The sequence below is a fragment of the Demequina sp. NBRC 110054 genome, assembly GCF_002090115.1.
Lineage (GTDB): Bacteria > Actinomycetota > Actinomycetes > Actinomycetales > Demequinaceae > Demequina.
Genome location: NZ_BBRK01000006.1, coordinates 234,595 through 253,109 on the forward strand (window position 1 = coordinate 234,595; position 18,515 = coordinate 253,109).

The 18,515-nt window shown below is 71.4% G+C and carries 19 protein-coding genes; 5 read left to right on the forward strand and 14 right to left on the reverse strand.

Annotation, left to right across the window (positions count from 1 at the left end; all coding sequences use genetic code 11):
* Positions 1 to 4: 4 nt before the first annotated feature.
* The 4 genes from B7K23_RS13765 to B7K23_RS13780 all read right to left on the reverse strand — a co-directional run bounded on the left by B7K23_RS13765 (position 5) and on the right by B7K23_RS13780 (position 3,405).
* On the reverse strand, positions 5 to 343 hold the full coding sequence (locus B7K23_RS13765; protein ID WP_042215355.1) for a P-II family nitrogen regulator: 339 nt from the start codon (positions 341 to 343) through the stop codon (positions 5 to 7).
* A gap of 3 nt (positions 344 to 346) precedes the next feature.
* Complete coding sequence (locus B7K23_RS13770) at positions 347 to 1,597, reverse strand: ammonium transporter (RefSeq protein ID WP_084127250.1); 1,251 nt, start codon at positions 1,595 to 1,597, stop codon at positions 347 to 349.
* 207 nt (positions 1,598 to 1,804) lie between these two features.
* A complete protein-coding gene (gene ftsY, locus B7K23_RS13775; RefSeq protein WP_234996549.1) occupies positions 1,805 to 2,923 on the reverse strand; it encodes a signal recognition particle-docking protein FtsY in 1,119 nt (372 codons plus the stop codon).
* Positions 2,924 to 2,952: 29 nt separating this feature from the next.
* Positions 2,953 to 3,405 carry a hypothetical protein gene (locus B7K23_RS13780; RefSeq protein WP_084127252.1) on the reverse strand — a complete coding sequence of 151 codons (453 nt, stop codon included), beginning with the start codon at positions 3,403 to 3,405 and terminating at the stop codon, positions 2,953 to 2,955.
* A 131-nt stretch (positions 3,406 to 3,536) separates the two neighbouring features.
* Between B7K23_RS13780 and B7K23_RS13785 the strand changes: the two genes are divergently transcribed.
* Positions 3,537 to 4,835: a hypothetical protein gene (locus B7K23_RS13785; protein ID WP_084127254.1), complete on the forward strand. Its 1,299-nt coding sequence runs from the start codon at positions 3,537 to 3,539 to the stop codon at positions 4,833 to 4,835.
* Between the two features lie 66 nt (positions 4,836 to 4,901).
* Here B7K23_RS13785 and smc read toward each other — a convergent pair whose 3' ends face one another.
* From smc to ndk, 3 genes are all read right to left on the reverse strand, one after another.
* The gene (smc, locus tag B7K23_RS13790) at positions 4,902 to 8,510 is read right to left on the reverse strand and encodes a chromosome segregation protein SMC (protein WP_084127261.1); all 3,609 of its coding nucleotides are present in this window, start codon (positions 8,508 to 8,510) and stop codon (positions 4,902 to 4,904) included.
* 156 nt (positions 8,511 to 8,666) lie between these two features.
* The gene (locus tag B7K23_RS13795; protein WP_084127262.1) at positions 8,667 to 9,257 is read right to left on the reverse strand and encodes a TIGR00645 family protein; all 591 of its coding nucleotides are present in this window, start codon (positions 9,255 to 9,257) and stop codon (positions 8,667 to 8,669) included.
* A 109-nt stretch (positions 9,258 to 9,366) separates the two neighbouring features.
* On the reverse strand, positions 9,367 to 9,783 hold the full coding sequence (ndk, locus tag B7K23_RS13800; RefSeq protein ID WP_084127263.1) for a nucleoside-diphosphate kinase: 417 nt from the start codon (positions 9,781 to 9,783) through the stop codon (positions 9,367 to 9,369).
* Positions 9,784 to 9,825: 42 nt separating this feature from the next.
* Here ndk and B7K23_RS13805 point away from each other — a divergent pair, with 42 nt between their 5' ends.
* Positions 9,826 to 10,332 carry an adenine phosphoribosyltransferase gene (locus B7K23_RS13805; protein ID WP_159451428.1) on the forward strand — a complete coding sequence of 169 codons (507 nt, stop codon included), beginning with the start codon at positions 9,826 to 9,828 and terminating at the stop codon, positions 10,330 to 10,332.
* Positions 10,333 to 10,407: 75 nt separating this feature from the next.
* On the opposite strand, the gene B7K23_RS13810 is transcribed toward B7K23_RS13805, so the two are convergent.
* From B7K23_RS13810 to B7K23_RS13820, 3 genes are read right to left on the reverse strand one after another with little or no spacing between them, the layout of a single operon-like run.
* The gene (locus B7K23_RS13810; protein ID WP_084127265.1) at positions 10,408 to 10,881 is read right to left on the reverse strand and encodes a hypothetical protein; all 474 of its coding nucleotides are present in this window, start codon (positions 10,879 to 10,881) and stop codon (positions 10,408 to 10,410) included.
* Entirely contained in the window at positions 10,878 to 11,321 is a 444-nt protein-coding gene (locus B7K23_RS13815; protein ID WP_084127266.1) for a DUF4233 domain-containing protein, read from the reverse strand. The genes B7K23_RS13810 and B7K23_RS13815 overlap by 4 nt, the downstream gene beginning before the upstream one ends.
* Positions 11,318 to 12,715, reverse strand: a complete 1,398-nt coding sequence (locus tag B7K23_RS13820) for a folylpolyglutamate synthase/dihydrofolate synthase family protein (RefSeq protein ID WP_084127267.1) — start codon at positions 12,713 to 12,715, stop codon at positions 11,318 to 11,320. Before B7K23_RS13820 ends, B7K23_RS13815 begins: the two co-directional genes overlap by 4 nt.
* A gap of 115 nt (positions 12,716 to 12,830) precedes the next feature.
* On the opposite strand from B7K23_RS13820, the gene B7K23_RS13825 reads away from it, so the two are divergent.
* Complete coding sequence (locus tag B7K23_RS13825; RefSeq protein WP_084127269.1) at positions 12,831 to 13,577, forward strand: DUF2510 domain-containing protein; 747 nt, start codon at positions 12,831 to 12,833, stop codon at positions 13,575 to 13,577.
* A 72-nt stretch (positions 13,578 to 13,649) separates the two neighbouring features.
* A complete protein-coding gene (locus tag B7K23_RS13830; protein WP_084127271.1) occupies positions 13,650 to 14,222 on the forward strand; it encodes a DUF2510 domain-containing protein in 573 nt (190 codons plus the stop codon).
* A gap of 51 nt (positions 14,223 to 14,273) precedes the next feature.
* Here B7K23_RS13830 and B7K23_RS13835 read toward each other — a convergent pair whose 3' ends face one another.
* Together B7K23_RS13835 and B7K23_RS13840 are read right to left on the reverse strand one after the other, a co-directional pair.
* Positions 14,274 to 15,728, reverse strand: coding sequence for a folylpolyglutamate synthase/dihydrofolate synthase family protein (locus B7K23_RS13835; protein ID WP_143338306.1), 1,455 nt, complete (start codon positions 15,726 to 15,728; stop codon positions 14,274 to 14,276).
* 161 nt (positions 15,729 to 15,889) lie between these two features.
* Positions 15,890 to 16,390, reverse strand: a complete 501-nt coding sequence (locus B7K23_RS13840; protein WP_084127275.1) for a hypothetical protein — start codon at positions 16,388 to 16,390, stop codon at positions 15,890 to 15,892.
* A gap of 78 nt (positions 16,391 to 16,468) precedes the next feature.
* On the opposite strand from B7K23_RS13840, the gene B7K23_RS13845 reads away from it, so the two are divergent.
* Positions 16,469 to 17,368, forward strand: coding sequence for an aminotransferase class IV (locus B7K23_RS13845; RefSeq protein ID WP_159451429.1), 900 nt, complete (start codon positions 16,469 to 16,471; stop codon positions 17,366 to 17,368).
* A gap of 61 nt (positions 17,369 to 17,429) precedes the next feature.
* On the opposite strand, the gene B7K23_RS13850 is transcribed toward B7K23_RS13845, so the two are convergent.
* Both B7K23_RS13850 and B7K23_RS13855 read right to left on the reverse strand, forming a co-directional pair.
* Positions 17,430 to 17,609, reverse strand: a complete 180-nt coding sequence (locus tag B7K23_RS13850) for a hypothetical protein (protein WP_084127279.1) — start codon at positions 17,607 to 17,609, stop codon at positions 17,430 to 17,432.
* Positions 17,610 to 17,676: 67 nt separating this feature from the next.
* Complete coding sequence (locus tag B7K23_RS13855) at positions 17,677 to 18,501, reverse strand: sulfurtransferase (RefSeq protein ID WP_084127284.1); 825 nt, start codon at positions 18,499 to 18,501, stop codon at positions 17,677 to 17,679.
* Between the last annotated feature and the right edge of the window lie 14 nt (positions 18,502 to 18,515).

Genomic DNA, 18,515 nt, shown 5'->3' on the forward strand with positions numbered 1-18,515 from the left:
CTCCTTACAGAGCGTCCGCGCCGTGCTCGCCGGTGCGAACCCGGGCGACGTCGTCCACCGGGACGACCCAGACCTTGCCGTCGCCGATCTTGCCGGTCTGCGCGGCCGAGACGATGGCCTCGGTCACGGTCGCGGCGTCGGCGTCGTCGACGAGGACCTCAAGACGGGTCTTGGGGACCAGGTCGACGGTGTACTCAGCACCGCGGTAGACCTCGGTGTGTCCCTTCTGGCGGCCATAGCCGGCAGCCTCGGAGACAGTCACGCCCTTGACGCCGGCAGCCTCAAGGGCTGCGCGGACCTCGTCGACGCGGTGCGGCTGGATGATTGCGGTCACGAGCTTCATGGGTTACACAGCCTCCTCGTAAGCGGTCTCGCCGTGCTCGGCGAGGTCGATGCCTGCCACCTCGACCTCTTCGGCCACACGCAGTCCGATCGTGTACTTGATCGCGAGACCGATGATCAGGGTCATGACCGCCGAGTAGACGATCACGACGAGGGCGGCAAGTGCCTGGACACCCAGCAGGGTAAGGCCGCCACCGTAGAACAGGCCAGCGTCGCCGTTGATGGCGCCCGAGGCGACCAGACCGATGGCGAGCGTGCCCCACAGACCGGAGACGAGGTGGACACCCACGACGTCGAGCGAGTCGTCGTAGCCCAGCTTGTACTTCAGGCCGACCGCGAGCGCCGAGAGCACACCGGCGAAGAAGCCGATGACGATCGCACCCCAGGTGTCGACCGAGGCGCACGACGGGGTGATGGCGACCAGACCGGCGACCACACCGGAGGCGGCACCGAGCGAGGTCGGCTTGCCGTCGCGGACCTTCTCCGTCAGGAGCCAGCCGAGCATGGCGAGCGCGGTCGCGGTGGTGGTGTTGACCCACGCGAGGGCGGCGTAGCCGTCCGCGGCGAACGCCGAACCAGCGTTGAATCCGAACCAGCCGAACCACAGCAGCGCGGCGCCGAGCATGACGAACGGCAGGTTGTGCGGACGCATCGGCTCCTTGCCGAAGCCCTTGCGGACCCCGAGCAGAAGCGCGAGGACGAGCGCAGCGACACCGGCGTTGATGTGGACGACCGTGCCGCCCGCGAAGTCATACGGTCCGGGCAGCGACTCGAACCACGGGCCGTCGGGGCCGAGGAGAGCGGCGAAGCCGTCGCCCCACACCCAGTGCGACACGGGCGCGTAGACGAGGATGACCCAGACGAACGCGAAGAGCATCCAGGCACCGAACTTCATGCGGTCGGCGACCGCACCGGAGATCAGCGCGACGGTGATGATCGCGAAGGTCGCACCGAAGCCGGCGGAGATGATCGCGGTCGCGTCCATCGACTCGAGCGTCGAGATCATGCCGAAGTCGTAGGTGGGGCTACCGATGATGTCGTTGACGGTTTCGCCGGCGGACAGCGAGTAGCCGACCAGCACCCACGCGAGCATGCCGACACCCATGGCGCCGAAGCTCATCATCATCATGTTCAGAACAGACTTGCTGCGCGACATGCCGCCGTAGAAGAACGCCAGAGCAGGCGTCATCAGCAGCACCAGCGAAGCCGACACGAGGAGCCATGCGACCGCCCCGACGCCGTCGGCGTAAGCCATTGCGTCTTCCATTGTGTTTCTCCCTTTCGCTAACCCTTCGGCTAGTCAAGGAAGACCCTCCCGCAGAACTGTTACACCTGAACTGCCCCTGTGTTTCGGGACTGTTACAGGGGTGGCATCCGAGTAAAAGGTGTGTTGCGGATCTCACACGTTGGGACAATGGCCGCGCGGACCGTCACCGGGTGACGTATCACCCGAACCGACCTGCTACTGCCCGAGCAGACCGTCCACGAACTGCTCGGCGTCGAACGGGGCAAGATCGTCCTCGCCTTCGCCCAGGCCGATGAACTTCACGGGCACGCCCAGCTCGCGCTGCACGGCCACGACTATGCCGCCGCGAGCCGTGCCGTCGAGCTTCGTGAGGACGATGCCCGTCAGGGGTGCGACCTCACCGAACACGCGCGCCTGCGTGAGCCCGTTCTGACCCGTCGTGGCGTCGAGGACGAGCAGCACCTCGCTCGGCGGGCTCACCTTCGACACCACGCGCACGATCTTGCCGAGCTCGTCCATGAGGCCGGCCTTGTTCTGGAGCCGGCCGGCGGTGTCGACGAGCACAACGTCGAGCCCCTGCTCCTTGCCCGTCTGGGCGGCCTCGAAGGCCACGGACGCGGGGTCGGCGCCCTCGCGGTCCGAGCGCACGACGGGCACGCCCACCCGCGAGCCCCACGTCTCGAGCTGATCGGCGGCGGCGGCGCGGAAGGTGTCGGCAGCGCCGAGCACGACCGTCTTGTCCTCGGCCACGAGCACGCGCGCGAGCTTGCCCACCGTCGTCGTCTTGCCGACGCCGTTCACTCCGACGACGACTGCGGTCGCAGGCATGCCCTCGGCGCCGGTGAGGTCGAGCGAGCGGTCGAGCGAAGGGTCGACCACGTCGAGCAGCGCCTGCCGCAGGAGCGCGAGCGGCTCGGCCTCGGGCTCGGCCTTGAGGCGCGCCCGCAGGTCCTCGAGCAGCACGTCAGTCGAGGCGGCGCCGACGTCGGCGGCAAGCAGCGTCTCCTCGAGCTCGTCCCAGTCGTCCTGGCTCAGCGAGTCGCGGGAGAAGATCGCCAGCAGCGTCGCGCCGAAGCCTCCTGACAGGCGCGAGCGCAGGCGCGCGAGCCGCGACTCAGGTGCCTCGGGTGCGACGAGCGTCCGTCCGGGCTCCTCGGCGGGGGCCTCCTCGACAGCGGTCGAGGTAGCGGGCTGCTCGGCGGTCGGCGGGGCGGCAGGAGGTCGCTGCCCTCCCCCTGGCCGCCGCAGCAGCGCGAACGCGCCTCCTCCGATCGCCGCGACGGCGACGAGGATGACGACGAGGTCAGCGTCTCCAGGAATCCATGTGACGTCCACGGGCCCAGTCTGTCAGACGATGCGGGGCGTCAGCGGCTCGCGGTGTCGGCGAGCACCGGGGTGCCGGTCGTGTCCACGGGAGCCTCCTGCGGGGCCGCGAGGGAGCGCAGCACCGGCAGGTCCTTGAGCGCGGGCAGGGCGCTCCTGACCTCGGGCAGGCGGTCCTTCACTGCAGGGAGCCTGTCCTTGACCGCGGGAAGTCGATCCTTGACCGCGACGACGTCCTTGAGGCGCGGCCGGGGGTCGCCGTCCTCGTCACGCGTCGGCGAGTCGAGCCTGCCGACGACGGACCACTCGTAGCCCTCGCGCGGGACCTCGTGCTCGAGGATGCCCTCTTGTGGCGCGTTCCCTTGCCGCATCCGCTGGATCAGGTCGAGAAGATGCTCGCCGCGGCCCTCGGAGAGGGCGGCGACGACGATGACGATGACGGAGAGCGCGACTGCGAGGAGCAGCGTGGCTTCCATGTCCTGGAACGAGATCACAGCGGGATGAGTCCTCTCGTGGTCGGGTACGAGGCCGTCCTCGCTCCACCCGGTCGGGACGACGAGGGGAAACGGGACATTCCGGGCCTTCCATGAGCGTGAACGATCGGCATGCGGGATACGCTCCACCCATGCCGGAGTCCGCCGATCGCCTGCCTTCAGGCCACCACGACGCCCCCACGCCCGGATCCGGAAATACTCGGACATTCTACGCGATCCTCGCGGCGGCCCTCGCGCTCGCCGTGTTCCTCGGGGGCACATACCTGCTCTGGAGGGCCGTGGACGACGACGCCGGACAGGCCACGTCCGAGGCGAGCTCCTCGACGACCGCGGCAGCGGACTGCTCCCCCGTCGACGCCGTCGCGCTCGAGCTCGACGGCCAGGTCGTGGAGCCAGGCAGCCCGTTCTGCCTGGTGATCGACGAGCGGACCGAGCTCACGGTCGGCGCCGCGACCCTCGAGGAGGGCGAGAGCCTCGCGCTGTCGCTCGAGACCCCGGACGGCGCCGTGCTCGCGACCGCGGACACGTCGCTCGGGGCGGACCCCGTGGTGACCGTCGTCGTCGAGCCGGGCGCCTACGTCGGCTACGCGACGGCGCTCGACGGGACCGAGGCACCGCCGTTCCTCGTGTACACGTCGACGCTCGCGGCGGGCGACGATGCGACCACGACCACCGCGGTGGCGACCCCCACGCTCGCCGAATGCGGCGGCGAGGTGCCGCTGTTCACGGACGAGGCCTCGCTCGAGACCGACGGGGACGCCCCGTACCTGTGCCTCGAGGTCACCGAGGCGACGTTCCTGGTCGCGGGGGCCGAGTCGCATGCGGACGTCACCCCCGACGAGGGCGGGCCCGACCTCACGCTCGCGATCTCCGCGTTCGACGACGATGGCGTCGCGCAGGTGCTCCAGTCGAACGACGACGTCTTCGACTACGACCCCGAGATCACGATCGACCTCGAGCCGGGCACCTACCTGATCTCGGCGACCGCGTGGTTCGGCACCGACGCGGGCGACATGACCCTCTACGCGGGCCCCGCCGGCTCCGTCATGCGCACCGGAGCGGTGAGCACCGTGATCGACGGCGTCACCGAGGCCGAGTGCGCGGACACGACGCAGATCGGCGTGGGCGACGCTGTCACGATCGACGGGGCGCAGCAGTACGTGTGCCTCGACAACCCGTCCCAGCAGCGCCTGCGCATCGAGGCGGCGACGCTCGCGGAGCAGGACCTCGTGCTCGAGGTCGTGCAGTTCGTGGACGGCGAGGCCGTGCGGGTCGCATGGACCGACACGGACCCCGACGCGACCTCGCTCGCGAACACCGACCCCGCGATCGATCGCGTCTTCCCCGAGGGCACGCTGCTCCTCGCGGTTACCACGTTCTTCGACGACGATGCGGCCGACTACGACCTCAGGGTCGTCGCCGAGCAGTAGGGACGATGCGAGGGTCTCGTCGGCCGTGCGGGCCAGGTGGGCTGCGCGGTCCGGGCGAGGCGCGGCCTACGCCGCGTCGTCGTCGCGCAGGCGCTGCGAGATCACGGTCGTGACGCCGTCGCCGCGCATCGTGACGCCGTACAGCGCGTCGGCGATCTCCATCGTGCGCTTCTGGTGCGTGATGACGATGAGCTGCGAGTCCTCCTGCAGCTCCGTGAAGATCTCGAGCAGGCGCCCGAGGTTCACGTCGTCGAGCGCGGCCTCGACCTCGTCCATCACGTAGAACGGGCTGGGGCGGGCCTTGAAGATCGACACGAGCAGCGCGACCGCGGTCAGCGAGCGCTCGCCGCCCGACAGCAGCGACAGCCGCTTGACCTTCTTGCCCGCGGGACGGGCCTCGACCTCGATGCCCGTGGTGAGCATGTGCTTGGGGTCGGTGAGGACCAGCCGCCCCTCGCCTCCAGGGAACAGCCGCGGGAAGACCCTGTCGAACTGCGCGGCGGTGTCCTCGAACGCCTTGGTGAAGATCTGCTCGACGCGCTCGTCGATCTCCTTCACGATCTCGAGCAGGTCCTCGCGCGAGGACTTGATGTCCGCGAGCTGGTCCTGCAGGAACTTGTGCCGCTCCTCGAGCGCCGCGAACTCCTCGAGTGCGAGCGGGTTCACGCGGCCAAGCTGGTTCATCGCGCGCTCGGCCTGGCGCAGGCGCTTCTCCTGGACCTCGCGGACGAAGGGCTCGGTAGGAGTGAAGTCCTCCGGCAGCTCCTCCCCCGACTCTGCCGCGGCGGCGATGGCCGCGTCGCGCGCGGCGTCGCCGACGGGGCCGAACATCGGCACGGGCAGATGCGGGCCGAACTCCTCGACGAGCTGCGAGGGATCCACGCCGAGCTCGTCGATCGCGCGCTGCTCGAGCTGCTCGAGGCGCACCCGCATCTGGGCCCGGGCGACCTCGTCCTTATGCGCGTCGTCGGTGAGGCGCGCGTGCTCCTGCGCGTACTCGTCGACCGCGCGGCGGACGGTGGTGAGCTCGCCCGAGCGCTCGCTGCGCGCGAGCTCGGCCTCGGCGCGCGCATCGTCGGCGCGCTGGACGGAGACGTCGATCGCCTCGATCGCCTCGGTCGCGCCCGCGAGCACCTCCCTGGCCGCAGCGGCCTGGCGTTCACGCCTCGCGGCGGACTCGGCCGCCCTGGCCCGAGCGTCGCGTTCGGCCTCGGCGGCGCGCTCGAGGCTCTCGGCGCGCGCGGCCAGCGCCCGCGCCCGCTCCTCGCTCGTGCGCAGCGCGAGCCTCGCCTCGGTCTCGCGCGCACGCGCCGCGGTCGCGGCGCGCGCGTCGGCGGCACGGTTCTCCTGCGCCTCGTTGACGTCGGCCTCGAACTGCTCGGGCTCCTCCTGAGCGGCGGCGAGCCGATCGGTGAGCTCGGTGAGCGCCTCCTGGTCCGCGGTCATGCGCTCGGCTGCCTGGTCGAGCTGCACCTGCACGCGCTCGGCCTCGGCGCGGGCGGCCCTCGCGGACGCGTTGAGGTGCCCCAGCTGCTCGGCGACCGCGGACATCTTGGCGTCGGACTCGTTGAGGCGATCGAGCGTGAGCTGAAACTGCGAGTGCGCGGCCTGAGACTCCTCCTCCGCGGTGCGGATCTCGAAGCCCGTCGACTCGACCCTCCGGGCCGCGGCGTCCCTGGCCTCACGCGCATCGTCCAGCGCCGCCTGCATGTGCAGGACACTCGGCGCCTCGCCCGCACCTCCGTATGCTCCGCGGCCGGACAGCAGGTCTCCCCTGCGCGTCACCGCGGTGACCTCGGGGTGGGCGGCGACGAGCGTGCGCGCGGCGACGAGATCGTCGACCACTGCCACGCCGGACACGGTCGCGCGCACGGTGTCGACGATGCCCTCGGGGCCGGAGACCAGGTCCGACGCCCAGGCCGCGCCTTCCGGAAGCGAGAAGTCCGGGTTGGTCGGGCGCGCGTCGGCGTCGGCGACCACGAAGCGGGCACGGCCCGCGTCCTCGTCGCGCAGCCACCGGATCGCGTCCACGGCGTCCTCGACCGTGTCGACCGCGAGCGCCTCCGCGAGCGGGCCCAGGGCCGCCGCGATCGCGTCCTCGGCATCGCCCGACACCTCGATCAGCGCGGCGACCGTGCCGCGCACCGCGCGCACGCCCTCCGCGAGCAGCGCGCCCGCGCCGTCCTTGCGGGCCAGCGACATCTCGAGGGCCTCGGCCTTCGCGGCCCACGTGTCGCGCTCGCGCATCGCGGCGTTGAGCGCGTCCTTGAGGTCCGCGAGCGCCTGCTTCGCGGCGTCCCAGCGCTCGGTCGCGACCTCGTGCTGCTCGTCGAGGTCCTCCTCGCCCTCCTCGACGGAGGTGACCGTGGTCTCGAGGGCCTGGAACTCGGTCGTGGCCTCGTGCGCGCGCTTGTTCGCGGCGGCGAGCTGCTCCTGGAGCCGGCCGAGCTCGTCCTCGGTCGCCTCGACGCGCGAGCGCTTGACCGCGACCTGGCCCGCGATGCGCGCGACGCCCTCGCGGCGGTCCGCGATCGCCCTCAGGAGGTTCGCGTGGTGGCGCTCGGACGTGTAGGCGGTGTCCTCGGCCTCCTTGCGCGCGGCCTCCGCTGCCTCGAGCTCGGCGGCCGCGGCGGCGACCTCGGCGTCGAGCTCGGCGCGCGCGGCCTTGGCGCGCTCGACCTGCTCGTCCATGTCGACCAGGTCCGCGGTCGGCACCTGCTCCACCTGGTGGCCGAGCATGCGCAGGCGCTCGTCGGCGAGGCTCGCGAGGTTGCGCAGCCGCTCACGGATCGCGCTGAGGCGGTAGAAGAGGTCGTTGGCCCGGGTCAGCGCGGGAGTGGCCTCGGCCGCGACGCGCTCAAGCTCCGCGAGGCGCGAGCGCGCCTCCTGCATCGCCTTCTCTACGGCCTCGCGGCGCTCGGTGAGCGCCGACTCGTCGGCCTTGTCCTGCTCGAGCCTGCCGGTGAGCTGCGCGAGGTCGTCTGCGATGAGGCGGGACTTCGCGTCGCGCACCTGCACCTGGATGGTCTGCGCCTGTCGTGCGACCTCGGCCTGCTTGCCGAGCGGGCCGAGCTGGCGGCGGATCTCCGCGGTGAGGTCCTGGACGCGCGTGAGGTTGGCCTGCATCCCGTCGAGCTTGCGCAGCGCCTTGTCCTTGCGGCGGCGGTGCTTGAGGATGCCTGCGGCCTCCTCGATGAAGTGGCGGCGGTCCTCGGGGGTCGCGCGCAGCACGGCGTCGAGCTGGCCCTGGCCGACGATGACGTGCATCTCGCGGCCCAGGCCCGAGTCGGACAGCAGGTCCTGGATGTCGAGCAGGCGGCATGGCGAGCCGTTGATCGCGTACTCCGAGCCGCCAGAGCGGAACAGCGTGCGGGAGATCGTGACCTCGGAGTAGTCGATCGGCAGCGCGCCGTCGGTGTTGTCGATCGTGAGCGAGACCTCGGCGCGGCCCAGCGGGGCGCGGCCGGAGGTGCCGGCGAAGATGACGTCGTCCATCTTGCCGCCGCGCAGGGTCTTGGCCCCCTGCTCGCCCATGACCCAGGCGAGCGCGTCGACGACGTTGGACTTGCCGGACCCGTTCGGTCCGACCACGCACGTCACGCCTGGCTCGAACTCGAGGGTCGTCGCCGACGCGAAGGACTTGAAGCCTCGCAGCGTCAGCGTCTTCAGATGCATGGTCGGGAGTCTAGGGGAACCGCGGGTGCGAGCCGGGGACGCTCACCGGGCGACGGCCGAGACCGCGCGACCGCGGCATCGTCCACGTGCCGCGACGACCCGGCCGCCGCATCGTCCGGCTGCCTCGACGATCCGGCCCCAGCATCGTCCGTGTCGCTACTCGACCTCGTCGAGGTGAGGAGCCTGCACCGACGGGTGCGCATCGTGCGCCTCCGCGAGCAGCACCTGGCGCTTGGCGCCGATGTAGTCCATGAGCGCGAACAGCACGCCCGACAGCACGAAGGTGAAGTGCAGGCCAATGCGCCACGCGATGCCCGTGTAGTCGTAGTCCTCGCCCGCGCCCTCGACCGCGACGAAGTCCTTGAGCAGGAGGATCACCGAGATCGCGACCAGCGAGCCGATGAGCTTCATCTTGAGGCCCGAGAAGTCGACGTGGCCCATCCAGGACGGACGGTCCTCGGAGTCCTCGGCCGCCTTCATCTTCGACACGAAGTTCTCGTAGCCCGCGAAGATCACGATGACGATGAGGTTGCCCAGCAGCGCGATGTCGATCAGCGACAGCAGGTCGACCGTGATGTCCTCCGCCTCGGTCTTGAGGCTGAAGCCGGCGACGAGCTTCCACAGCGCCGTGAAGAACTTCGCGAGCACGACGAGCAGGCCGACGACGAGGCCGACGTACATGGGGGCCAGCAGCCAGCGGCTCGCGAAGAGCGCCTTCTCCAGGCCGTTCTCAAGGTTGTCGCGCATGGGGGCTCCTCAGCGTTCGGGGACCGCGGCGTCCGAGGACCGCCGCGTGGGGGGACTGCCGCGTGGGGGATGACGCGCCGCCCGGTGAGGATACCTGCCCGCAGAGCGCCTACAGCTCGGGGAACCAGATGCCGATCTCGCGCTCGGCCGACTCGGGCGAGTCGGAGCCGTGCACGAGGTTCTGCATGACCTTGAGGCCCCAGTCGCGGCCCAGGTCGCCGCGGATCGTGCCGGGCGCCGCCGTGGTCGGGTCCGTCGCGCCCGCGAGCGAGCGGAAGCCCTCGATCACACGCTGACCCTCGGCGACGATCGCCAGGGTCGGGCCGGACAGCATGAACTCGACCAGCGGCTCGAAGAACGGCTTGCCGGCGTGCTCCTCGTAGTGCCTGCCGAGGATCTCGGGGGTCGCCTGCCGCAGCTCGACGGCCACCAGGCGGTATCCCTTGGCCTCGATGCGTCGCAGGATCTCCCCGGAGAGGCCGCGGTGGACCCCATCGGGCTTGACCAGAATCAGCGTGCGCTCCATAGCCGCGACCCTACCGTGCGTCGTCGTGCCAGGATGGGAGCCATGATCACGCTCGATGACTTCGACACGTACCCCGACTTCCCCGTCGAGGGGATCCTGTTCTACGACATCGCGCCGATCCTGGCCAGCCCTGAGCGCTTCCGCGAGGCGTGCATCTCCCTGATGCCCCCGCGCGACGCCGAGGTCGACATCGTCGCGGGCGTCGATGCACGCGGCTTCATCTTCGCGCCGGTCGTCGCGCAGACCCTCGACGTCGGCATGACGATGGTGCGCAAGAAGGGCAAGCTGCCCGGCGAGCTGCTCGAGGCCGACGCGACCATCGAGTACGGCGCCTCGGAGCTCGTGATCAACCCCGACGGCATCGAGGGCAAGCACGTGCTCGTGATCGACGACGTGCTCGCGACGGGAGGCACGGCTCGCGCCGTCGCGGACATGCTCGAGCGCGCGGGCGCGGCGAGCGTGCGCTTCAGCTTCCTGATGGAGATCGGTGACATCCCCGGGCGCCTGGCGCTCGCGGACTACGAGGTCACGTCGGCCGTCGTCGTCTGACGCTCCCGGGCGCGGCCTGCTGTCGGCCGTCCCACGTCACAGGGACGATGCGACCGTCGCCTTCCCTCGTGGGGCTCAGGACCTGACGGCGGTGTGCTTGTAGCCCGGGGCCCAGCGCACCGCGGCGAGCACGAGGCTCACGGCGACGAACATCCCCATCACGACCTGGAATGCGACGTAGCCCTGGTTGGGGTCCACCGGGACCGAGTCGAGCGAGCGGACGTACGCGGCATGCGTCGCGACCGCCGTGACGAGCGCGGCGACCGCGAAGGCGCTCACGAGCCCGAGCGCCCACATCGGCACCTGCTTCGTGTCGGGGTTCTCGCGCAGGAACCGTGACCACTGGAGCATCGCGAGGAAGGCCGCGACGTTCATGAGCGACAGCCCGATGAAGAGGATGAAGTAGATCCGCGCCGGCGGGTTGCTCTCGGCGCCCGCGGCGAACGTCAGCAGCACCGTGCGCTCGAGCGCCCAGAACATCATCGTCATGCCGAGCATCCCGGCGGCCGTGAGGCCGCCCATGGTCCACATCAGACGGGACATGCTCATGCCTGGTCTCCCTCGGTCGCGGTCTCGCCGCGCTCCACCGTAGCGGCAGCGGCCTGCGCGCGCTCGGACCGCTCGCGGTCGATGCGTCCGCCGAGGCGCAGCGCGGTGATCCACAGCGCGAGGAACACCACGCCGAGCGCGGCGATCGCGGGCACGACGAGGCCCGCCACCAGCATCGGCACCTGCAGCAGCCAGCCGAGCCAGCGACCCCAGGGCCGCTGCTGCACGCCGGCCGCGAGGAGCAGCAGGAGCATGAGCACGAAGCCGCCGAGCAGCATGCCCAGCACGACGCCGTAGGAGTGGTCGGACAGCGTGTCGGCCTTCGCCAGACCGAAGACCGTGAGCGCCGCGAACAGCGCGACGAAGGCCTGGAGGGCGAGGACGGTCTGCGTGAAGACGAGGACGGCGGGCCTCTGCGCCCGCGGCTGGGTGTCGCTCATCGGGCCTGGCCCGCGCCCTTGCGCTTGTCGGCGTCGAGGAGGATGCGGGCGTCGGCGACGAGGGTCACCGAGCCGACGACGAGCACGCCTGCACCCATGTCGTGGTCGCGCTCGGCGCGCTGGACCGCCGCGTCGATCGCGTCGGGCAGGCTCGGCTCGATCGTCACCCGGTCCTCGCCGAAGACCTCGACCGCGAGGGTGCCGAGCTCGTCGGCGGGAATGGCGCGGGGCGAGGACGATGCGGTGATGACGATGTGGTCCAGGGCGGGTTCGAGGCCGGCGAGGATCCCCTCGGCGTCCTTATCCTGCAGGATGCCCACGACACCGACGAGGGCCTTGAAGACGAAGGACTCGTCGAGCGCATCGACGAGCGCGTCGACCCCGTGGGGGTTGTGGGCGCTGTCGACCAGGATCATCGGGGAGGTGCGCACGGCCTCGAGCCGGCCCGGCGAGGCGACGGCCCCGAAGCCGGCCTCGACGATCTCGCCGACGAGCGCGCGGGGCTGTCCCCCGCCCGCCATGAGCGCCTCGACGGCCGCGAGCGCGAGCAGCGCGTTGTGCGCCTGGTGGGCGCCGTAGAGCGGGACGAAGATCTCGGCGTAGGTCGCCGCGGGCGTGCGCAGCGTCACGAGCTGGCCGCCCACCCCCGGCTGACGATCGACGACCTCGATCTGGTCGCCCTCCCACAGGGACGATGCGGCGCGCTCCTGAACGGCCTCGCGCAGGACGGGGACGACGGGCTCGGACTGCTCGGCGATCACGGCGACGGAGCCGTCCTTGATGATCCCCGACTTCTCGGCAGCGATGTCGACCAGGCTGTCGCCCAGGAAGTCCTGGTGATCCATGGCGACCGGGCCGATCACGGCGACGTCGGCATCGGCCACGTTGGTCGCGTCCCACACACCGCCCATGCCGACCTCGATGACCGCGACGTCCACGGGGGCGTCGGCGAAGGCCGCGTACGCGAGGACCACGAGCACCTCGAAGAAGCTGAGCCTCGGTCCGCCGTCCTGCTGGGAGCGGGCGTCGACCATGTGGATGATCGGGGCGACGTCGGTCCACAGGCGGATGAAGTCCTCCTGGCCGATCGGCTCGCCGTCGATCTGGATGCGCTCGCGCACCGAGGTGAGGTGCGGCGACGTGAACAGGCCCGTGCGCAGGCCGTGCTCGCGGATGAGCGACTCCGTCATGCGCGCGGTCGACGTCTTGCCGTTCGTCCCCGTGAGGTGCACGACGCGGAACGAGCTCTGCGGGTCGCCGAGGGCCCCGCACGCCGCGCGCACGCGGTCCGTGGTGGGCTCGAAGCGATGCTCCGGGTTGCGACTGATGATGTGGGCGTAGATCTCGCGCTCGGCTTCGTCGAGCGACAGTCCGCCGAGGTCCAGGTCTGTCATGCGCACCAGTGTCCCATGCGCGCGCGAGCATCAGACCAGGTGCATCTCTGGCACGACCAGGAGTCGGCGGCTTACCCTGGCGGCAACGTCCAGCACCGACGGCTGAGGGGGCGAGATGACCGAGACGACGCCGGAGGCCGGCTGGTATCAGGACGCGTCCGCGCCCGGCATGGCCCGATGGTGGGACGGCGCGCAGTGGACCGAGCACACCGCGTCGCTCGACGGACCCGAGCCGCCCGCGCCGACTGCGGTGCAGGCCCGATCCGCAGGGGCACCGCCCGACGCCTCCGCCTCGCAGCAACAGAGCTCCGCGCCCGAGCCGACCGAGGACAGCACCCCGGACCCGGACCCCACCGGACACGAGACCCAGGCAGTCGGGGCGTACATCCCCGCGCCGACGTCACAGCCGACCCCGACCGTGCCGAGCGGCGGCCGCTCCCCCAGGATGCTCGTGCTGCTCCTGATCCTCCTCGTCGTCGTCGCGGGCGGCGCAGCCGTGTGGTGGTTCGCGCCCTCGCTGCTCACCGGCATCGAGGAGGCGAGCGAGTCGACGACCGCCGGCATCGATGAGGCCGAGGACACGGCGGCGCAGAGCGATGTCCGGCTGCTCCAGACCGCGATCACCGCGTTCGTGGCGGCGGACGCCTCGGGGGAGATGCCGACGGTCACGTCCGACGGAAGCGTCTACCTCATCGAGGGCGCCTCGGGCGAGAGCACCGAGGTCGGCACCTCGTCCGGAGTCGAGCTCGGCGGCTTCACAGGCAAGGACGCCACCGACTGGTGCGTGTGGGTCACCTCCGCCAGCGGCACCTCGTACCAGGGAGAACCCGGCGGGTCGCCCTCGGAGGGCAGCTGCTCCTGACGCTGGCGCACCGCACCCCGGACCGCTAGCCTGGCGCCACCGTCCAGGGGGGACGGGCTGAAGGGGGACCTCATGGAGCACACGCCGCCCGCAGGCTGGTACGCCGATCCGACCATGCCGGGGACGATGCGGTACTGGGACGGCGCCGCCTGGACCCAGCACGTCTCCCCTGCCCCCGGGGCAAGCGCGGTGGCCGTCGCGCCGCCTGCGCCTCGGACGGGCGCGGGCGCCGCCGGCAAGGTGCTGCTGGCCCTCGGCATCGTCATCGGAAGCCTCATGCTGCTCGGGTTGATCGCAGCGGTCGCGATCCCGATCTTCCTGAACCAGCAGCACAAGGCAGAGGATGCGCAGGCGCAGGCCGCGGTCGCGGAGCTGGGCGTCGCGATCGCCACGGGATTCGTCGAGGACCCCGCGAGCGACCTGCCCCAACTGTGGCAGGACACCGATGGGGCCGTCATCGTCCTCTATGACGGGAACTGGTCGGAGACCGTCGCGATGCCCGACGGAGTCACCCTGGGAGGGGCGAGCGGCGGCTCGACGGGCTTCTGCGTCTTCGTGCTGTCGGCCTCCGGCACCGGATACCAGTACAACGCCAACAGCGGCGTCGGCGTCGGCACGTGCGGCCAGGGCGAGGACCTGTCGTAGCCTTCTCGACCCCTGCGGGCATCGCTCGCCTCGCGGGACTGCCGCCCGCGTTCAGGCTGGCTGCGGCTCCGCCGTTCCGTCTGACGCGCCGTGATCCTGGCCCCGCGCGATCGGCAGCGTCGCCTCGGTGACCGGGGCCATCGCCTGCGCGGCGAGCTCGCGGCGCGCCTCGCCCACGAGCGTGATCGACCCGGCGACGAGCACGCCCGCTCCCTCGCCGTGCGCGGCCGCGAGGGCTCGTGCCTCGGCGAGGGCGCTCGAGACGTCGGGCGCGACGGTGACGCGCTCCTCCCCTAGCGACGCGCGGGCCTGCGCGGCGAGCACGTCGACCGCGAGCGCGCGTCGCGACTCGGTGCGCGTGACGACGGCATGGTCCAGGATCGGCGCGAGGCCGTCGAGGATCCCCGCGTAGTCCTTGTCGGCGAGCACGCCGACGACCCCGATCACCCGGGTGAGCCCGAAGGCCTCGTGCAGCGAGCGCGACAGGGCCTCGATGCCATGCGGGTTGTGCGCGGCGTCGCCGACGACGATCGGGTCGGCGGCGATGACCTCGAGCCGTCCGGGTGAGGTCGCGGCGGCGAAGCCGCGTGCGACGACGTCGGCGTCGAGCGAGCGCGGGATCCCGTCGCCGAGCGTCACCTCCACGGCCGCGAGCGCGGTGAGGGCGTTCTGCGCCTGGAAGTCGCCGTGCAGCGGCACGTGCACGTCCTCGTAGGTCGCCGCGGCGGTGCGCAGCGTGACGACCTGTCCGCCGGGTGCGACGCGACGCGACTCCACGCTCATGTGCGCGCCCTCCCAGAACACGGAGGCGCCACGGTCGGTCGCGGCCGCGCCGATGATCTCCGCGGCCTCGTCCTGCTGAAGAGCCGAGACGACCGCCGCGCCCGGCTTGATGATCCCCGACTTCTCCGACGCCACACCGGGCAGGCCGCCCGTGAAGTAGCCGTCGTGGTCGAGGGCCATGGGGGTGAGGACCGCGACGCGCCCGTCGCCGACATTGGTCGCGTCCCTGCGCCCGCCGATGCCGACCTCGATCACCGCGACGTCGACGGCGGCGTCGGCGTAGGCCGCGAACCCGAGCACGGTGAGCACCTCGAAGAAGCTCATGCGGGGGCCGCCGCGCTGGAGCGAGCCCGCGTCCACCGCGTGGATCGCGGGCGCGACCCGCTGCCACAGCCGGATGAGGTCCTCCTGAGGGAGCGGTCGGCCATCGATCTGGATGCGCTCGCGCAGGGTCGTGAGGTGCGGCGACGTGTACAGGCCAGTGCGCAGCCCCGAGGCGCGCAGGAGCGACTCGATCATGCGGCTGGTGGACGTCTTGCCATTCGTCCCTGTCACGTGCACGATCCGCAGCGCGTGCTGCGGATCTCCGAGCATCCCGAGCGCCTCGGAGACGCGCAGAAGCTTGGCCTCGTGATCGGCCTCGGGGTGGCGGGCGAAGATGTGCGCGTCGATCTCGCGCTCGGCCTCGGAGAGGCTGATCTGGGGGAAACCTGCGGTGGTCACCGGGCAATTCTGGGGCACGCCGAGGCATGCTCGTGACCATTCTCGGGAGCGAATTTCGAAGCGCTCCCCAGGCACAGCATCGTCCCTGCTAAAAACGATCTTTCCAAGGCCCAGGGAACGTTCTCACGGACCCGTTCACCGCATTGTCATCGAGGCGCGCGTCAGTTGAGCTGACCGAGCAGCCCTCCGATGACCTGGATGAGGATCCAGCCGCCGACGATGAAGAAGACCAGGCGCTTGACCTTGCGTCCCGCATCGGCCTGGCGGGCGGGGATCTCGGGCTTGTTGGCCCCCAGCGGCGCGCGCGGCAGAGGGGACGATGCGCCAGCGGCCGGGGACGATGCCGGAGGAGGGGTCAGCGGTCGTCCCGAGGGCGGCCCTGGCCGGGCGCCAGGCGCCGGAGGGGGCGTGCCGGGCGGCGCGGGCGCGACGGTCATGCCGCCGTACGCGGACGAGGGCGACGAGCTGGAGACCTGCGTCTCGACGCTCGGGGACGTCGTGGACTCGTAGGAGCGCGCGACCGACGGGGCCGCGACGCCGGACGATTCCGCGAGCAGCTGGGGCGAGACGGTCTCGGGATCGAAGTCTCCCCCGACCCACTGCGAGCCGTCCCAGTACCGCGCCCGTCCACGGACGATGCGCCACCCCGCCGCCGCTGCCATCGAGATCCCCTCTCTTCCTGCCCATCCTCGCACGTAGCGCCGGGCAGACGATAGGTTGGCAGGGTCGAAGGGATGCTCATGCGCACACTCGCCCTCTGTGGCACTCCGGCACTCGGGATGCCGCCCGAGCAGACGGTGCTGATCGACCCAGAGACGCCGATCGCGACGGCCACGGACCTCGGCCTCACGCGAGGCGACGGCGTCTTCGAGACGGTCGGCGTGCACCACGGCCGGATGCTCGACCTCGAGCCCCACCTCGAGCGGCTCGCCCAGTCGGCGCGACTCATGGACCTGCCGAGCCCCGACCTCGCGGCATTCAGGATGGCGATCACGCTGTCCGTCAACGAGTTCCTCGACAAGGTCGGCCGACCACCGGTGACGGCGCTGTGCAAGATCGTCTACACGCGGGGCGAGGAGGACGCGCTCGTCGCGCCGCCAGGACGACCGCTCGGCTTCGCGCTCACGTACGGCTTCCCGGATCCCACGGAGGCGCGCGAGAACGGCACCTCGGCGGTGACGCTGTCGCGCGGCTACCCGCTCGGGATCGGCAACGAGGCGCCGTGGCTCACGATCGGTGCGAAGACGCTGTCGTACTCGGTGAACATGGCGGCGCTGCGTCACGCGCGCACGCTCGGCGCCGAGGAGGTGCTCTTCGTCACGACGGACGGCTATGTGCTCGAGGCGCCGCGCTCGACGCTGCTGCTGCGGCAGGGCGAGGTCATCGTCACGCCCGCCGTCACGGGCGGGCTGCTCCACGGGACCGCGCAGCGTGCCGCGTTCGAGGCGTTCGAGTCTCTCGGCCTCAAGACGGAGTACCGGGACATCCACCACGACGAGCTCGCGACGGCGGACGCCCTGTGGCTCGCCGACTCGGGCTTCCTGCTGCGTCCGATCCACACGCTGGACGGACGTCGCTACGCGGTGGACGAGCGGCTCACGATGGCCGCGGTCAGGCTGATCCTGGCCGGCACGCTGTAGGTCGGGCGGCGCTGGGCGCACGGCCCTACAGTGCGCCGACGCGCGTCGCCGGCAGGGCCCTTCAGCGCAGCAGCAGTCCCGCGAGGACGAGCACGACGCCCGTCGCGGCGAAGAGATTGGCGAGCGTGACCCGGGGCATGCGTTCGCCCCAGTCCCTCGCGTGGTCGGTCAGATGATGCTGTCGCGCGTCGCCTTCACGACTGCCTGCGATCGCGTCTTCCTCGCGCGCTCCTGCCCCCATGAGACCCCCCGATCTCGTGTCGTTCCCTCATCATGACACGAGATGACACGGGGCCGCGGGACGAAGGTCAGGGCGTCGCGCCGGTCGCCACCGGGCGGCCCTGATTCGACCACGCGGACCACGATCCGGGGTACAGCGCGACGTCCGAGATCCCGGCGATCTCCATCGCCGCGATCTGGTGCGCGGCGGTGACTCCCGAGCCGCAGTAGACGGCGATCGCCCCCGGCTCGGTCCGCAGCTCGGAGAAGCGCTCCGCGAGCGCAGCGGCGGGCTTGAACCTGCCGTCGAGCTCGGAGTTCTCGGTGGTCGGCGCGTTGACGGCGCCCGGGATGTGCCCCGCGACCGGATCCATGGGCTCGACCTCGCCCCGGTAGCGCTCGCCCGCCCTCGCATCGAGCAGCAGGCCCTCGTAGGAGGCCGCCTCGTCCGCGGTGATGACGGGCATGTGACCCCACGACAGCGTCGCGTGGCCCGCGAAGGGCATCGCGGGGCCCGCCTCGATCGGCAGCGCGAGCTCGGCCCATGCCGGGTAACCGCCGTCGAGGATCCTCACGTCGACCCCCGCGTGACGCAGCAGCCACCACGCGCGAGAGGCGCCGAAGGACGGTCCGCCGTCCATCACGACGACGCGCACGCCGTCGTTGAGCCCCCACGCGCGCGCCGCCTCCTCGAGTCGCTCGCGCGTGGGCAGCGGATGACGACCGGCGGTGGGCTCGCCGTGGGTCGACAGCTCGGTCTCGAGGTCGACGTAGACGGCGCCGGGCACGTGGCCGGCCTCGAAATCGGCACGCCCGTCGGGCTGGGTGAGCGCCCAGCGCACGTCCAGCACGAGGGGCGGGTTCGGCCCCGCGAGCTCCTCGGCAAGCTCGCCTGCCGTGATCAGCACCGTCATGTCGTCCTCCTCGT

What these genes read in the sequence shown, in the direction of transcription:
- B7K23_RS13795 (WP_084127262.1), bottom strand. Translation starts at nt 9,257, where the DNA reads ATGCGCGACAACCTTGAGAACGGCCTGGAGAAGGCGCTCTTCGCGAGC.
- B7K23_RS13825 (WP_084127269.1), top strand. Translation starts at nt 12,831, where the DNA reads ATGACCGAGACGACGCCGGAGGCCGGCTGGTATCAGGACGCGTCCGCG.
- B7K23_RS13820 (WP_084127267.1), bottom strand. Translation starts at nt 12,715, where the DNA reads ATGACAGACCTGGACCTCGGCGGACTGTCGCTCGACGAAGCCGAGCGC.
- B7K23_RS13850 (WP_084127279.1), bottom strand. Translation starts at nt 17,609, where the DNA reads ATGGGGGCAGGAGCGCGCGAGGAAGACGCGATCGCAGGCAGTCGTGAA.
- B7K23_RS13805 (WP_159451428.1), top strand. Translation starts at nt 9,826, where the DNA reads ATGATCACGCTCGATGACTTCGACACGTACCCCGACTTCCCCGTCGAG.
- B7K23_RS13845 (WP_159451429.1), top strand. Translation starts at nt 16,469, where the DNA reads ATGCGCACACTCGCCCTCTGTGGCACTCCGGCACTCGGGATGCCGCCC.
- B7K23_RS13855 (WP_084127284.1), bottom strand. Translation starts at nt 18,501, where the DNA reads ATGACGGTGCTGATCACGGCAGGCGAGCTTGCCGAGGAGCTCGCGGGG.
- B7K23_RS13840 (WP_084127275.1), bottom strand. Translation starts at nt 16,390, where the DNA reads ATGGCAGCGGCGGCGGGGTGGCGCATCGTCCGTGGACGGGCGCGGTAC.
- B7K23_RS13765 (WP_042215355.1), bottom strand. Translation starts at nt 343, where the DNA reads ATGAAGCTCGTGACCGCAATCATCCAGCCGCACCGCGTCGACGAGGTC.
- B7K23_RS13770 (WP_084127250.1), bottom strand. Translation starts at nt 1,597, where the DNA reads ATGGCTTACGCCGACGGCGTCGGGGCGGTCGCATGGCTCCTCGTGTCG.
- B7K23_RS13815 (WP_084127266.1), bottom strand. Translation starts at nt 11,321, where the DNA reads ATGAGCGACACCCAGCCGCGGGCGCAGAGGCCCGCCGTCCTCGTCTTC.
- ndk (WP_084127263.1), bottom strand. Translation starts at nt 9,783, where the DNA reads ATGGAGCGCACGCTGATTCTGGTCAAGCCCGATGGGGTCCACCGCGGC.
- B7K23_RS13810 (WP_084127265.1), bottom strand. Translation starts at nt 10,881, where the DNA reads ATGAGCATGTCCCGTCTGATGTGGACCATGGGCGGCCTCACGGCCGCC.
- B7K23_RS13830 (WP_084127271.1), top strand. Translation starts at nt 13,650, where the DNA reads ATGGAGCACACGCCGCCCGCAGGCTGGTACGCCGATCCGACCATGCCG.
- B7K23_RS13785 (WP_084127254.1), top strand. Translation starts at nt 3,537, where the DNA reads ATGCCGGAGTCCGCCGATCGCCTGCCTTCAGGCCACCACGACGCCCCC.
- smc (WP_084127261.1), bottom strand. Translation starts at nt 8,510, where the DNA reads ATGCATCTGAAGACGCTGACGCTGCGAGGCTTCAAGTCCTTCGCGTCG.